Here is a 15,079-nt window from a genome sequence, read left to right as displayed (position 1 = left end):
CATGCCCAGCAGAGCCTCGGACATGTCGTTGATGCCATCGACGGCGTTCTTCAGACCCGTCGTCAGCTCCCCGTAACCCTCACCGAACTTCCCCGACGCGTGCTGCGTCTTGAAGTCCTCACCCAGCAGGGTGTCCACCTGGGACTTCAGGGTGTCCAACTGACCCTGAATGTCATCACGAGCCTGCGACAGCGACGACGCCACCTGCTCCATCTCCGCATACGACGCTCCGAAATCAGCCATCGTCAACTCCCTCAGTCAGTGTCCCGACCCGCACCGGGCCGATACGAAGAACCTAACCGCCACCCCCACCACCGTCGATGGGGAGCACTCCCCATCCCCCCGGGGTGCGCCGGCGGGGCGGCCGGGGTCACGCGTCGGCGGGCGCCGCGATCGCGACGGACGCCGTCTCGACGAGGGGCATCTGCACCGTGACGGCGCGTCCGGCCTGGACGAAGATGCCGCGGCCCTCGGGGAAGTCCGAGCGCTTGACCTTGGGGAACGGCACCTTGAAGATGGCGTCGCCGTCGAACGCGTCGGCGCGCAGCACGATGCCCTTGCGTCCGCCCTTGAAGTCTCCGACCAGGCCGAAGCCGCTCGTGACCTGGCTGACGTCGGCGTCGCCGATCAGCAGGTGCTCGCTGCGGTTGACCGCCTGGAACAGGGCCTTCAGCGGCCGCTCGGCGGGCGAATCGGCGAACTGCGGGACGTCCTCGATGACGATGAGGAGCCGCGTGCCGATCGTCTCGTCCGCGACGAGCTCGGCGAGCTCCGTCGCCAGCTCCTTCGCGTCGTCGGGTGTGACGGCGCTGCGCATCCACGGGGCGAAGTCCTTCAGCTGGGCGCGCCGCCCACCGAAGTGGAACAGCTTCACCGCCGGGTCGAGCCGCGTCATCGAGGTGATGAGCGCCTTCATCGCATTGGTCTTGCCCGAGGAGGGCGGACCGGCGACGACGAACGTGCCGACGGGATCGAAGTCCCGCGCCTCGAGGGTGTCCTCCGCGACGCCGAGGACGGGGTTCTCCCGGATCCGGTCGGGGAGGTCGGCCAGGGACAGGCGGGTGGGCAGGGAGCCGATCTCCGGCACTTCCCGCACGCCCCGGGCGCGCAGCTCGTCGGCCCACTGGGTCATGAGCTTGGTCTGCTCGGCGACGTTGGGCGTCCCGCCGAGCACGGCGATCTGCGTCTCGAACCCGTCCACGATCGCGCGTCCCGGCGCGGAGCGCTCGTCGAGGACGTCCTTCGGTGCGTTCAGCAGCGCATACGCGTTCTCGTCGGAGAGGCGCAGGACGACGCGGCGCGACACGTTGGAGCTCACCGCGGTCGGCACGGAGCCCGACCGGTCGGCGGTCGCGACGACGTGCACGCCGAGCGGGCGACCTTCGCCGAGGATCCGCATGAACGCCTGGTAGAACGGCATCCGTGCCGTCGTGGACTCCCATTCCGCGCGGAACTGCGGCAGCCCGTCCAGCAGCAGGACGATGCGGGACTCGTCGCGACCGGTGAGCTCCCGGTACTCCGCGACGCTCGACGCGTTCGCGGCGCTGAACCGCTTGCCGCGGTCGTCGAGGATGGCGCCGAGGGAGCGCATGATGCGCTGCACGCGCTCGGCGTCGTCGCCCGGGATGACGGAGCCGACGTGCGGGAGCACCTCGAGGCTCTTCAGCGACCCGGAGCCGAAGTCCAGGCCGTACACGGCGACGTTCTCCGGGCGCCGGCCCATCGCGGCGGCGAGCGCCACGGTGCGCAGCACGGTCGACTTGCCCGACCCGCTCGTGCCGTAGACGAGCAGCGACCCGTCGCGGTCGGGCTCGAAGTAGACCGGCTCCTGCAGCTGGCGTTCCGGGACGTCGCGCTTGCCGAGGAGGATCGAACCCGAGCGGCCGGCCGGCAGCTGGCGGAGGTCGACGGTGGACTCGAGGTCGTCGAGCCAGGGACGGCGCGGGGCCGGGATCCGCGCCTGCGTCGCCGCCGCGACGAGCGTCGCGACGATGCGCTTCTGGTCGTTGGGCCCGGGGTCGACGTCGTGCGACTCGGACTCGCCCTGGTCCTCGAGCTCCCACCGCTGGATCGAGCCGAACCGCAGCTCGGCGACGCTCACGTCGGCGACGGGCTTCTCGTCCGAGCTCCACCCGCCGGCGTACGCGGACTGGAACGACACGAGCCGTCCCGGTCCGGTCTTCGCGATGCCGCGACCCGGGATGCCGGGGTCGAAGCGGGCGGCCACCGGGTCGTCCACGACATCCTTCGAATCGGACTCGTCCGCCATGCGCAGGGCGACGCGCAGGTTCGTGTTGGCGCGCAGGTTGTCCTTGATGACGCCGGCGGGGCGCTGGGTGGCCATGATGAGGTGGATGCCGAGCGAGCGACCGCGCTGAGCGATGTCGACGACGCCGTCGACGAACTCCGGGACCTCGCCGGCGAGCGCGGCGAACTCGTCGATCACGAGCACGAGCGCGGGCGGGGTCTCCGGGTCGCGGCGCTTCTCCAGCTCGAGGAGGTCCTTGGCCTTCTTGCGGTTGAAGAGGTGCTCGCGGTGGTGCAGCTCGGCGCGCAGGCTCGTCAGGGCGCGTCGGACGAGGTGCGGGCTCAGGTCCGTGACGAGGCCCACCGTGTGCGGCAGGTCGACGCAGTCCGCGAACGCGGAACCGCCCTTGTAGTCGACGAAGAGGAACGTGACCCGGTCGGGGCTGTGCGCGGCGGCCATCCCCAGCACCCAGGCCTGCAGGAACTCCGACTTCCCGGCGCCCGTCGTACCGCCGACGAGGGCGTGCGGCCCCTGCCCGCGCAGGTCGAGCGTCATGGCATCCGACGGCCCCTGCCCGACGATGGCGCGCAGGTTGCCCGCCTTCTTCAGCCGCGGGAGGGTCGCTCCCGACCGGTCCAGGATCGTGTTGTTCTCCCGCCAGCGCTCGATGACCGCGGACGGGTCCTCGGCCATCTCGGGGCCGACGAGGGCGAGGAACATGACGGAGTTCGGGATGTCGGAGGAGTCCTCGATCACGGTGCTCGAGTCGGCGACGGGCGCGAGGCGTTTGGCGAGCACCGTCATGAGCTCGTTGGAGACGCCTTCGACGGCGGTCTCCGGGTAGTCCACACCGCTGCGCACCGTCCCGGCGCGGGCGCGGTCGAGCCCGGCCGAGACGTCGAGGAAGCTGCGGCAGACAGCCGGCAGAGCGTCGACGACGGGGGCGACGAACAGGCCGTACACCCCGACGTCGGCGCCGCGCTCGAGCACCTGGGTCAGGCGCGCCCGGTCGACGGGCGCGTCGGCGGTGACGATGACGAGGACGGCGGTCTGCCCCGGGAAGGTCGCCTCTTCCGCCGCGCGGCGCACATCGGTGCCGTACCGCATCGGGTCCCACTCGTCGTCGAAGGGCAGGCGCGGGGATGCCGGGGACTTCGAGCGCCGCATCACGAGCTCCTCGAGCCCGGACAACAGGGCGGCGCCCGTGGAGGCGGAATCGGACAGCGGCATGTCGCGGAACGGGCTCCGCTCGCTCGAGGTGTGCGGCAGCCATTTCAGCCATTCCAGCTGCTGCGCCCACTCCGGCTCGGTGAGGGCGACGGCGACGAGCTCGTTCGGCGAGTGCAGGCCGAACAGCTGCACGCACAAACCCCGGAGAGCGTCCGCGGCCTCGCGGGTCGGGCCCGCCACGCCCAGCACGCCGACGCTCTGCAGCGACTCGAGCACCGGCACCCCGTCGAGCATCCGATAGCGGTCGCGGAGCCGCTCGACCCGCTCGACGTACTCCTGCAGCGCGTCCGGGTTGTCGGCGCGCTTGATCGTGGTGCGCGAGGGTGCCTCGCACGTGCCGAGCCGCACGGCGAGGAAGTTCCAGTGCTCGGGCCGGCGGGTCCACAGCATGGGCCCGAGGCGCATGGCCTCCTCGAACACCACGGCGACGGGCGGGACCTCGGCGTTGCGCACCTCGCGCTCCCGCGGCCGCTCCCGGTACAGGGTCTCCTCGAGCTCCTCGAAGGTGCGCTCGAAGACCTCGACCTCCTTCTTGACCCGCTGGCCGATCTGCGTGCGCTGCGACACGAAGTTGCCGAGCATCATCATCGGCGTCATGAAGATGATCAGCAGGGCGCGCGGCTGGTTGAAGATCGAGTACATCGCGATGCCGAGGATGATCGGCGCGATCAGCATCGGCCAGGGGAAGAGCCGCGACATCGGCTCCTTCGGCATCCGCGGCTCGGAGAGCTCCTGCCCGACGTACCGGGGCTCGACGCGGGGGCTGCGATTGAACAGCAGCGTGCCGCCGCGTTCGAGGACGGGATCCTGCTCGACGGGCGCGAAGTCCTGCACCATGCTCACGACGAGCTCGGTGTCGCCGAGGACGAAGCGCTGCCCCGGGATGACGCGGAGGCGCTGCACGAGGCCGCCGTCCACGACGATGCCGTTGGCGGAGTTCAGGTCGACGAGGTCGACGGCGGCTCCCACCTCGATGCGGGCGTGCCGCTTGGAGATGAGCGCGTCGTCGAGGACGATGTCGTTCTCGGGTGCCCGGCCGATCGTGAAGTGACCGCGGGGCAGCGGGAACTCATGGCCGGCGAGCGGTCCGCGGACGGCGTGCAGGATCGCGGCGGGCGGAGCTCCGGTGCCGCGGGAGGCGACGTAGCCGGCGCCGAGGTTGACGATCGTGGCGACGAACCCGGACCCGACCGGGGCGTCGCTGATGAGCATGTCCGGATCGAGCATCGTCGTGTCCGACGACGTGGGCGGGGCGACGCTCAGTGTCAGGACGTCGTCCGGTGCGGCGATGATCTCCCGGGTCGGGTCGGCCTCCACGATGCGCCGCGCGACATCCTGCACGGTCGCCGTCGTGTCCGAGGTGACGACGATGTCGGTGCGCTGGGCGTCGCGGCGCTGCAGGGTCAGTTTGAGTCTCATGGGGGTGTCCTCATCCGGCTCTCAGCCTCGGGCGATCCTGACCTCGGCGAAACGATCTCCGAATCGGATCGTATCGCCGTCGTGCACCGGCACGCGCTCGCCGGGGGTGAGCTCGCGCTCGGCGCCGCCGCGCACGAGCGCGCTGCCGTTGGTCGATCCGCGGTCTTCCACGAAGAGCGCCTCCCCGTCCCGCCGCACGGCGAGGTGCGTCTTGGAGACGCTCATCGTGCGGTCGAGCACGGGCGTCGGGACGAGGCCGTCGTCCGCCGCCGGTGCCCGGCCGAGGAGCACTCCGGCGCCCGCGACCTCGACGGCGTCTCCCGTGTCCAGGACGAGCGTGATCGTCGCGGGCGCCGCCGCGTCGGGGAGCAGTGCAGGGGGCGCCCACGTGCCGGGGGATGCCGGCGGGCGGGGCGCGCCGGCGGGCTCCGGGACCGCGGCCGGAGACGCGGCGGGGGGCGCGACGGGCGGGATGGGCGCCGGAGTCGGAGCAGGAGCAGGAGCAGGAGCAGGAGTCGAAGCCGGAGCAGGCGGTCCTGCGGCCGGCGCCGGCGCCGCGGTCGGTGCGGGGACAGCCGCGCCGTCCACGCGCGTCGCGCCGAGCACGCCCCCGCTGCTGCGGGCGACCGGGATGTACACCTCGGGTCGCCGCTCCCCCGCCGGGGTGGCGAGCGAGGGGAGCTCGCTGCGCTCGTCCGCGAGGTCCGATGCGACGGTCTTGCGGGCGATCCGCATGCGCTTCGCGTCGTACGGGTTCAGGCCGCGCCGGATGTCGACGAACCATGTCGCCGCGGCCAGGTCGGGCCATCCGCGCCCGCGGCGCTCGGGGTCGAACAGCGGCGACAGGAGCACGACGAGGAGGGGCCCGAGGAGGGGCAGCAGGAAGCTGCCCCACAGCACGAGGTAGCGGAGCACCGCTCCGCGCCAGAAACCGGGTCGCTCGAGGGTCCGCACGTTCACCGAGCGGATGCCGAGCAAGGCCTTGCCGAGCGTGACGCCGCGGCGGCCGTGCAGGACGAGCTGCGTGATGAGGAAGGCCACCGTCAGGGCGTACGACACCGCAGCACACACGATGAGCAGCACGAGGTCGCCGCGCTCGGCGAGCGCCGCCTGCGGGTCGCTCGCGCGTGTCAGCTCGATCGCGGCGGGGAGGACTGCCAGCAGGAGCGGCAGCTGCAGCACCAGGACGACGAGCACCTCGACGAGGGTTGCGGCGGCGCGCCGGCCGAACGGGGCGGGCAGGAGGCCGAGCGAGGCCGCGTAGTCGGGGCGCGCACGGCCGTGCTCGTCGAGACCTTCGACCTTGCGGGTCTCGTCCTGGATCTCCCAGATCACCGTTCCTCCTCGCGGGCGCTGCGGATCGACCCTACCTGGCGGTGCGGCATCCCCCACGCCGGCGCGGGCGGCGGATCAGTGGAAGAAGTGCCGCTCGCCCGTGAAGAACATCGTGACGTTCGCCTCGCGGGCCGCGTCGATGACCTCCTGGTCCCGCACCGACCCGCCCGGCTGGACGATGGCGGTGACACCCGCGTCGAGCAGCACCTGCGGGCCGTCGGCGAAGGGGAAGAAGGCGTCGGATGCCGCCACCGAGCCGGCGGCACGGTCACCGGCGCGCTCGACGGCCAGGCGGCACGAGTCGACGCGGTTCACCTGGCCCATGCCGATCCCGACGGTGGCGGAGTTCTTCGCGAGGACGATCGCGTTGCTCTTCACAGCGCGGCACGCCTTCCACGCGAAGATGAGGTTCGTCATCTCCTCGTCGCTGGGCCGCTCGCCGGTCACGAGCTGCCAGTCCTTCGCGGTGGCGCCGATCTCGTCCGGGAACCGGTCCGCATCCTGCAGGAGAAGACCGCCGGAGACGAGACGCACGTCCATCGGCTCCTGCCGCCAGTCGGCGGGGAGCCGCAGGACGCGGAGGTTCTTCTTGAGCTTGAACAGCTCGAGCGCCTCAGGCTCGAAGTCGGGCGCGACGATGACCTCGGTGAAGATGTCGCGGAGGTTCTCGGCCATCTTCAGCGTCACGGTGCGGTTCGCGGCGATGACGCCGCCGAAGGCGGACACGGGGTCGCACTCGTGGGCGCGCAGGTGCGCGGAGGCGATGGGGTCGAGCGCGTTGGGTGCCGTCACGGCGATGCCGCAGGGGTTGGCGTGCTTGATGATCGCGACGGCCGGGAGCACGAGGTCGAACGCGGCGCGCAGCGCGGCATCCGCGTCGACGTAGTTGTTGTAGGACATCTCCTTGCCCTGCAGCTGCGTCGCCTGCGCGATCCCGTGGCCGCCTGTGCGCGTGTAGATGGCGGCCCGCTGGTGCGCGTTCTCGCCGTAGCGGAGCGTCGAGAGGCGCTCGGCCTTGATGGTGAGGTGCTGCGGCAGGTCGCCCTCCTCGGCCAGCGTCTCGTCGGCGAACCAGGTCGCGACGGCGCGGTCGTAGGCGGCGGTGTGCGCGAAGGCGCGGGCGGCGAGCTCCCTGCGCTGCGCGAGGGTCGTGCCGCCCTGCCCGACGGCCTCGATGATCGCGGGGTAGGACTCCGGGGACACGACGACGGCGACGTTGGCGTAGTTCTTCGCCGAGGCGCGCACCATGGCGGGGCCGCCGATGTCGATCTGCTCGACGACGGCGTCGCCCTCGGCGCCCGAGGCGACGGTCTCGACGAACGGGTACAGGTTCACCACGACGAGCTCGAACGGGAGGATGCCGAGTTCGGACAGCTGGTCTTCGTGGTCCTCGAGGCGGAGGTCGGCGAGGAGGCCCGCGTGCACGTGCGGGTGCAGGGTCTTCACGCGCCCGCCGAGCGACTCCGGGAAGCCGGTGATCTCCGCGACGTCCTTGACGGTGAGGCCGGCTTCGCGCAGCAGCGCGGCGGAGCCGCCGGTGGAGACGATCTCGACGCCGGCGCCGGCGAGGGCCTGGCCGAGCGCGAGGAGCTCGCTCTTGTCGCTCACCGAGATGAGGGCACGGCGGACGGGGACGACGTCGCGCGAACGGTACAGGGAGGGGTCGATGGTCGGGCCGGCCATGGTGGGAGCTCCTGGGGTTCAGTGGTGGTCGTACGTGGTGAGGTCGAGGTCGCCGACGGCGATGCGGCGGACGACGTCGATGAGCAGACGTCGCTCGACGGGCTTGATGCGCTCGTGCAGGCTGTGCTCGGTGTCGTCGGGCAGGATCGGCACGCGCTCCTGCGCGAGGATCGGCCCGGTGTCGATGCCGTTGTCGACGACGATGACGCTCGCACCGGTCTGGGCCGCGCCGGAGGCGAGCGCGTCGCGGACGCCGTGTGCGCCGGGGAACTCCGGCAGGTACGCCGGGTGGGTGTTGATGAGGTGCGGCGCCCAGGCGTCGACGACCGCGGGGGGCAGCAGCCGCATGAGGCCGCTCAGGACGACGAGGTCGGGGTTCCAGACCTCCAGCTGACGCTGCAGCTCCTCGCCCCAGTGCTCGCGGGTCTCGAACTCCCGGAACGGGACCATGATCGTCGGGATGCCGAACTGCTCGGCGTGTGCGAAGCCGTCCGCCTGCCGATCGGCGCCCACGACGATGACGCGCGCGGGGAAGTCGGGGTCGCCGGTGGCTTCCAGGAGGGCCCGCAGATTGGAGCCGGCACCCGAGATGAGCACGGCGACCGAGAGCATCCGGTCAGTCTACCGGGGACCACGCGGGACGTTCGGGCGTCCGCCAGCCGGACGGGTCGCGCGGGTCCTCCGCCGGGTAGTCGTGCTCCGGGTGCCGGTGGCGCGGCGACAGCAGCATGATCGCCGCGCCGATCGCGAGCTCCACCCCGACCGCGAGGGCGAACGGGCCGGGTGCGGGCCCGACCTCCGCGAGACGACCGGGTCCGATCGATCCGGATGCCGTGACCGCCAGAAGCGCGGCGGCCGCGGCCCCCAGCACCGCGACGACGGCGAGCGCGGCGATGCGGGGCGCGAGCGGTTCGACGGCCTCCGGATCGGCGCGCAATCGGCCGCGCGCGGCCCCGCCGGCGAGGGCGCCGACGCCGATGACGGTGAGGGCGAGCAGCAGCGTCCAACTCGACGTGCTCTCCGGGAGGGCGCCGAGCACGGGGATGCCGGGAACGACGCCGAGGCTCGTCGCGGCCGGGGAGACAGCCGTGCCGGCACCGACGGCGAAGCCCGGGCCGGCGGCGAAGGACGCGGCCCAGATGATCATCGTCGGAAGGTAGGCGAGCTGCCCGAGCGCGAGGACGATCGCGCCGATGAGGTCGACGTGCGCGGCTTCGAACAGCGCGATGACCTCTCCCCCGCGGGCCGCGAGCGAGACCGCGACGAGCAGCGCCCCGATGCCGATGAGCCCGAGCACGGCGACGACGGCGCCGCGCGCGACCGCGGCGGGGACCTCCGCGCCCCACGCGCTGTGCGCGAACCGCTCCCGCACGGCATCGACGAGACCTCCGTCGCCTTCGCGCCACGCGCGCACAAGCGCGCCGAGGAGGGCGGGGACGGCGAAGACCAGCACCGGGAGGAGGACGGCGACTCGCGTGTCGACCGGGGCGGCGTCGAGGGTGGCGGTGAGAGCGAGACCCGTCGCGAGTGCCGCGACGGCGACCGTGCCGGCGAGGACGCCGATGAGCCAGGCGCCCGCGTGAGCGGCGCGCGATCCGGAGCGAGCCGCGAACACGGCGGTGAAGGCGGCGAACGCGAGCGGCGCGAGCGACAGCGTGAACGAGGCCGCGGCATCGGGGAGCCCGGCGACCGTCAGATACTCCTCGGGGAGCGTGAGGTCGACCGGGACGAAATGGCCGAGCTGCCAGACACGGACCGCGACGGGCCAGAGGGCTCCCCACTGCGGCGCCGCCGAGAACCCGAACACCCACAGCAGGGTCAGCGGAGCGAGGGTCGCCGCGACGCCGACCGCGACGGCGATCACGGCGTCGAAGGCGGCCAGGACGGCGACGAGGAGACGGTTCATGCGGCTTCGACCCTACCCAGCGCGCGGCCCTGCGCCGGGGCGGGCGCGCCCGAAGCGCGGCCATCGGTGACGGTGCGCGTCGTCATACGGCGGGCCGGTGGCGCGGGAGGGCCGCGGAAGTCGATACCTTCGATGTCATGAGCTCCAGCACCACCACCCGGAAATCGCCCGCCTCGGGCCCCGCTCCCACGGGCGCCCTCGACCGCTTCTTCGAGATCACCCGGCGCGGGTCGACCATCGGCGGCGAGATCCGCGGCGGCCTCGTCACGTTCGTGACGATGGCCTACATCGTCGTCCTGAACCCGATCATCCTCTCCGGCAAGCCCGACATCGCCGGGAACTCCCTCGACTTCGCCGCCGTCGGCGCCGCCACGGCCCTGACCGCCGGTGTCATGACGATCCTGTTCGGCATCGTGACGCGGCTGCCGTTCGCCTTCGCGGCGGGGCTCGGGATCAACGCCTTCCTCGCGTTCAGCGTCATCGGCGAGGTGACCTGGCCCGAGGCGATGGCGCTCGTCGTCATCAACGGCCTCATCATCGTGCTGCTGGCCGCCACAGGGCTCCGGAAGATGATCTTCGACGCCGTTCCGGTGCAGCTCAAGCTCGCCATCACGGTCGCGATCGGCTTCTTCATCGCCTTCATCGGCTTCGTCAACTCCGGGTTCGTCACCGCGACGGGCGAATCCTCGCCTCCGGTCGGTCTGGGTGTCGGCGGCTCCGTGGCGTCGGTGCCGACGCTCATGTTCATCGTCACGCTGTTGCTCACCGGCATCCTCGTCGCCCGTCGGGTCAAGGGCGGCATGCTCATCGGCATCGTCGTCGGCACGCTGCTGTCGATCATCATCGAGGCGATCTGGCACCTCGGCTCCGCGCAGGACAACCCCGGCGGGTGGGGCCTGACGATCCCCGCGCTGGACGGCTCCCCCGTCGCGATCCCCGACCTCAGCCTGCTCGGCGCCGTGGACTTCGGGTTCGACCTCGGCAAGGTGAGCATCGTCACGCTCGTCATGCTCGTCTTCACCCTGGTGTTCTCGAACTTCTTCGACGCGATGGGCACGATGACCGGACTCGCCAAGGAGGCCGAGCTCGCCGACGCGAAGGGCGACTTCCCGCGCATCAAGTCCGCGCTGATCGTCGAGGGCGTCGGCGCCGTCGTCGGCGGCGCGACCTCGTCGTCGTCCGCCACCGTGTTCGTCGAGTCCGGCTCGGGCATCGGCGAGGGCGCCCGCACGGGCTTCGCGAACGTCGTCACCGGCATCCTGTTCCTCCTGGCCATGTTCTTCACGCCGCTGACCTCGATCGTCCCGACCGAGGTCGCCGCCGCGGCCCTGGTCACGGTCGGCGCGATGATGATGGCGCAGGTCAAGAGCATCGACCTCGGCGACTTCCGCGTGCTCCTGCCGGTCTTCCTCACCGTGAGCGTCATGCCCCTGACCTACTCCATCGCCAACGGCATCGGGGCGGGCTTCGTCAGCTGGGTCCTCGTGCACGCGCTGTCCGGTCGCGCGAAGACCATCAGCCCCCTGCTCTGGGTCGTCGCCGGCGGCTTCGTGATCTACTTCGCCCGCGGCCCCATCGAGGCGCTCCTGAGCGCCTGACCCCGCGCGGCCCAAGGCCGGGCAACGCAAGGAGGCCGCACCCCGTCGCGTGCGGCCTCCGGCGTTCGGGCGGGCAGGCATCGGGGTGCGGCCTCCTGTGTTCGGGCGGGCAGGCATCGGGGTGCGGCCTCCTGTGTTCGCGCGGGCAGGTGCCACTGGCATCCCTCGCCCGCGCGACTCCCCGCATCCGTTCGCTTGCGCTGACGTGCTGTTCACCCGCGCCGAACTGCGGGTGCGGCGCCCCGCGACCCACCATTCGGCGCGGACGAATCAGCGCGGCTCGATTCATCCGCGCCAAAGCGCGGGTGCCAGGCCCTACGACCCACCATCCAGCGCGGATGAATCAGCGCACGCTCCGCGCGGCCTTGTCCCGGCGCATGGTCTGCGCGACCGTGCGAGCGCGCTGTCGCGCCCTCGCTGGAGCGAGATGCGGCCGGGCGCGCAACGGGGCCCACGCCGCAGCATCCATTCACCCGCGCCAAAGTGCGGGTGCTGGGCCTACGACCCACCAGTCGGCGCGGATGAACCAGCGCACCGCCCTTCGCCCGCGCCAAAGGGTGGGTGCGGCGCCCCGCGACCCACTATTCGGCGCGGATGAACGCGCCAACCCGCGCCCCGCGCCCAGCGCCCAGCGACCCGCGCCCAGCACCAGCACCCAGCACCCAACGCCCCCGCTCCCAGGCTCACGCCCCGAGGCACGCAGAAGGGGCCGGATGCACGGCATCCGGCCCCTTCACGACACAAGGCGTCAGAGCGCCTCGATGATCTCCCGCATGAGCGCGGCCGTCTCGGACGGCGTCTTGCCGACCTTGACTCCGGCGGCCTCGAGGGCCTCCTTCTTGGCCTGCGCTGTGCCGGCGGAGCCGGAGACGATGGCGCCGGCGTGGCCCATCGTCTTTCCCTCCGGGGCGGTGAAGCCCGCGACGTAGCCGACGACCGGCTTCGTGACGTGCGCCTTGATGTACTCCGCCGCGCGCTCCTCGGCGTCGCCGCCGATCTCGCCGATCATGACGATGGCCTTCGTCTCGGGATCGGCTTCGAACGCCTCGAGCGCGTCGATGTGCGTCGTGCCGATGACCGGGTCGCCGCCGATGCCGATCGCGGTCGAGAAGCCGAGGTCGCGCAGCTCGAACATCATCTGGTAGGTCAGGGTGCCCGACTTCGACACGAGGCCGATGGGGCCCTTGTCGGTGATGTTCGCCGGCGTGATGCCGACGAGCGACTCGCCCGGCGTGATGATGCCGGGGCAGTTCGGGCCGATGATGCGGGTCTTGTTGCCCTTGCTCTTCGCGTACGACCACGCCTCGGCGCTGTCGCCGACGGGCACGCCCTCGGTGATGACGACGAGCAGCGGGATCTCGGCGTCGATGGCTTCGACCATCGCGGCCTTCGTGAAGGCGGCGGGGACGAAGGCGATCGACACGTCGGCGCCCGTCTTCTCCATCGCCTCGGCGACCGAGCCGAAGACGGGCAGCTCGACGCCAGCGCCGTCCTTGCCGGTGTGCAGCACGGTGGTGCCGGCCTTGCGGGCGTTGACGCCGCCGACGACCTGGGTGCCCGCTTTCAGCATGAGGGCGGTGTGCTTCGTGCCCTCGCCGCCGGTGATGCCCTGGACGATGACCTTGGAGTCCTTGTTGAGGAAGATCGACATTTCAGTAAGTCCTATTCCGGATGCGGGGCTCAGGCGTTGGCGAGTTCGGCGGCCTTGTCGGCGCCCTCGTCCATGGTCGCTGCCAGCGTCACGAGCGGGTGGTTGGCGTCCTGGAGGATCTTGCGACCCTCTTCGACGCGGTTGCCGTCCAGGCGCACGACGAGCGGCTTGGATGCCGTGGAGCCGAGCTCGGCGAGCGCGCCGACGATGCCCTTGGCGACGGCGTCGCACGCCGTGATGCCGCCGAACACGTTGACGAAGACGCTCTTGACCTGCGGGTCGCCGAGGATGACGTCCAGGCCCGCGGCCATGACCTCGGCCGACGCGCCGCCGCCGATGTCGAGGAAGTTCGCCGGCTTCACGCCGCCGTGGTTCTCGCCCGCGTACGCGACGACGTCGAGCGTGGACATGACGAGCCCCGCGCCGTTGCCGATGATGCCGACCTGGCCGTCGAGCTTGACGTAGTTGAGGTCGTTCTCCTTGGCCTTGGCCTCGAGCGGGTCGGCGGCGGCCTTGTCCTCCAGGAGCGCGTGCGAGGCGTGCCGGAACTCGGCGTTCTCGTCCAGCGTCACCTTGCCGTCGAGGGCGATGATGTCGCCGTCGGAGGACAGGATCAGCGGGTTCACCTCGACGAGGGTGGCGTCCTCGCCCTTGTAGACGTTGAAGAGCTTCACGAAGACGTCGGCGACCTTGGGGGCCAGTTCGTCGTCGAAGTTCGCGGCCTTGGCGATCTCGAGCGCCTTGGCCTGGTCGATGCCGACGATCGGGTCGACCTCGACGCGGGCGAGCGCCTCGGGGCGCTCGACGGCGAGCTCTTCGATCTCCATGCCGCCCTCGACGCTCGCGAGCGACAGGTAGGAGCGGTTGGCGCGGTCCAGCAGCACCGAGAAGTAGAACTCCTTCTCGATGGATGCGCCGGCGGCGACCATCACGCGCTTGACGACGTGGCCCTTGATGTCGAGGCCGAGGATGGCCTTGGCCGCCTCGTATGCGTCGTCGGGCGTCTTGGCGACCTTGACGCCGCCCGCCTTGCCGCGGCCGCCCGTCTTCACCTGCGCCTTCACGACGACGAGGCCGCCGATCTTCTCCGCGGCCGCCTTCGCCTCCTCGGGGGTGTCGGCGATGATGCCGGCGAGCACCGGCACCTCGTACTTCTCGAACAGGTCTCGGGCCTGGTACTCGTAAAGATCCACGTGCAATCCTTCGCTGGGCGACTGTGGTTTCGGTGCCGAAAGAATCTCGATGTCGAGATATCGACCAGTGCCCCAGCTTAGTACCCGCGACTGGGCGCCCTTTCCGCCTGCACCCCGTACGACCGGACAACTAAGCTTTCAGCACCATGACCGAACCGGCCCGCAGCACCGCCCGCGACAGCGTCGTCGCCGCAGCACTCGACCTCTTCGCGGCGCAGGGTTTCGAGGCCACCTCGGTGGAGCAGATCGCGCACGCGGCGGGGGTCTCCCGCTCCACGTTCTTCCGCCAGTTCGGCGGCAAGGACGACGTCGTCTTCTCCGACCACGACCTCCTGCTCGAGCGACTGCGCGAATACCTCGCCGAGACGCACGAGAGCCCGTGGGCCGCCGTCTGCGACGCGTCGGTGCAGGTGTTCCGCCATTTCGCGACCGACCCGGAACTCGCCCGACGGCGCTACGCCGTGGTCCGCGAGGTGCCGGCGCTGCGCGACCGGGAGATCGTCACGGTCTTCCAGTACGAACGGCTCTTCGACGAGTACCTCCGCTCCGCCCTGCCGGGGCTCGATCCGCTCGACTCCGTCGCGTTCGCCGCCGCCGTCACCGCCGTGCACAACCACGTGCTGCGCCGGCTGCTGCGCGGCGGGAAGCGGGTGCCGGTGTCGGTGCTGACCGACGCGTACGACGTCGTGCTGCAGCGCTTCGGCGTCCACCCGGACGGCACCGACCCGGCAGCGGACGACCTGGTCGTGGCGACCTTCCCGCGGCGGATGCCGAGGGCCGAAGTCACGCGACGGCTCGCCGCCGAACTGGACTGAC

Annotated in this window: 10 protein-coding genes; 2 read left to right on the top strand and 8 right to left on the bottom strand. The window is 71.4% G+C overall.

Annotated features, from left to right (window positions below; all coding sequences use genetic code 11):
* The 6 genes from BR85_RS14765 to BR85_RS14740 all read right to left on the bottom strand — a co-directional run.
* Positions 1-243: WXG100 family type VII secretion target (locus tag BR85_RS14765; RefSeq protein ID WP_036275440.1), on the bottom strand; the 243-nt coding region annotated here is incomplete at its 3' end.
* Positions 244-370: 127 nt separating this feature from the next.
* Positions 371-4,897: an FtsK/SpoIIIE domain-containing protein gene (locus BR85_RS14760; RefSeq protein WP_028497323.1), complete on the bottom strand. Its 4,527-nt coding sequence runs from the start codon at positions 4,895-4,897 to the stop codon at positions 371-373.
* A 21-nt stretch (positions 4,898-4,918) separates the two neighbouring features.
* Positions 4,919-6,232 (bottom strand): RDD family protein, encoded by a 1,314-nt coding sequence (locus tag BR85_RS14755; protein ID WP_036273207.1) that lies wholly within the window; start codon positions 6,230-6,232, stop codon positions 4,919-4,921.
* 75 nt (positions 6,233-6,307) lie between these two features.
* On the bottom strand, positions 6,308-7,915 hold the full coding sequence (gene purH / locus BR85_RS14750) for a bifunctional phosphoribosylaminoimidazolecarboxamide formyltransferase/IMP cyclohydrolase (protein ID WP_028497322.1): 1,608 nt from the start codon (positions 7,913-7,915) through the stop codon (positions 6,308-6,310).
* Positions 7,916-7,933: 18 nt separating this feature from the next.
* On the bottom strand, positions 7,934-8,527 hold the full coding sequence (gene purN, locus BR85_RS14745; protein WP_028497321.1) for a phosphoribosylglycinamide formyltransferase: 594 nt from the start codon (positions 8,525-8,527) through the stop codon (positions 7,934-7,936).
* Positions 8,528-8,531: 4 nt separating this feature from the next.
* Complete coding sequence (locus tag BR85_RS14740; RefSeq protein ID WP_197018644.1) at positions 8,532-9,821, bottom strand: cell division protein PerM; 1,290 nt, start codon at positions 9,819-9,821, stop codon at positions 8,532-8,534.
* Between the two features lie 137 nt (positions 9,822-9,958).
* Between BR85_RS14740 and BR85_RS14735 the strand changes: the two genes are divergently transcribed.
* Positions 9,959-11,419 (top strand): NCS2 family permease, encoded by a 1,461-nt coding sequence (locus tag BR85_RS14735; protein WP_028497320.1) that lies wholly within the window; start codon positions 9,959-9,961, stop codon positions 11,417-11,419.
* A 748-nt stretch (positions 11,420-12,167) separates the two neighbouring features.
* On the opposite strand, the gene sucD is transcribed toward BR85_RS14735, so the two are convergent.
* Both sucD and sucC read right to left on the bottom strand, forming a co-directional pair.
* The gene (gene sucD, locus BR85_RS14730) at positions 12,168-13,070 is read right to left on the bottom strand and encodes a succinate--CoA ligase subunit alpha (protein WP_028497319.1); all 903 of its coding nucleotides are present in this window, start codon (positions 13,068-13,070) and stop codon (positions 12,168-12,170) included.
* A 29-nt stretch (positions 13,071-13,099) separates the two neighbouring features.
* A complete protein-coding gene (sucC, locus tag BR85_RS14725; protein ID WP_028497318.1) occupies positions 13,100-14,263 on the bottom strand; it encodes an ADP-forming succinate--CoA ligase subunit beta in 1,164 nt (387 codons plus the stop codon).
* A gap of 146 nt (positions 14,264-14,409) precedes the next feature.
* On the opposite strand from sucC, the gene BR85_RS14720 reads away from it, so the two are divergent.
* Positions 14,410-15,078 carry a TetR/AcrR family transcriptional regulator gene (locus BR85_RS14720; RefSeq protein WP_028497317.1) on the top strand — a complete coding sequence of 223 codons (669 nt, stop codon included), beginning with the start codon at positions 14,410-14,412 and terminating at the stop codon, positions 15,076-15,078.
* The last annotated feature ends 1 nt before the right edge of the window (position 15,079 follow it).

Origin of the sequence: Microbacterium sp. UNCCL10, from assembly GCF_000746195.1 — a bacterium.
Lineage (GTDB): Bacteria > Actinomycetota > Actinomycetes > Actinomycetales > Microbacteriaceae > Microbacterium > Microbacterium saccharophilum.
Note: the sequence above shows the minus strand (reverse complement) of the source record. Positions and strands in the feature narration are given on the sequence as shown.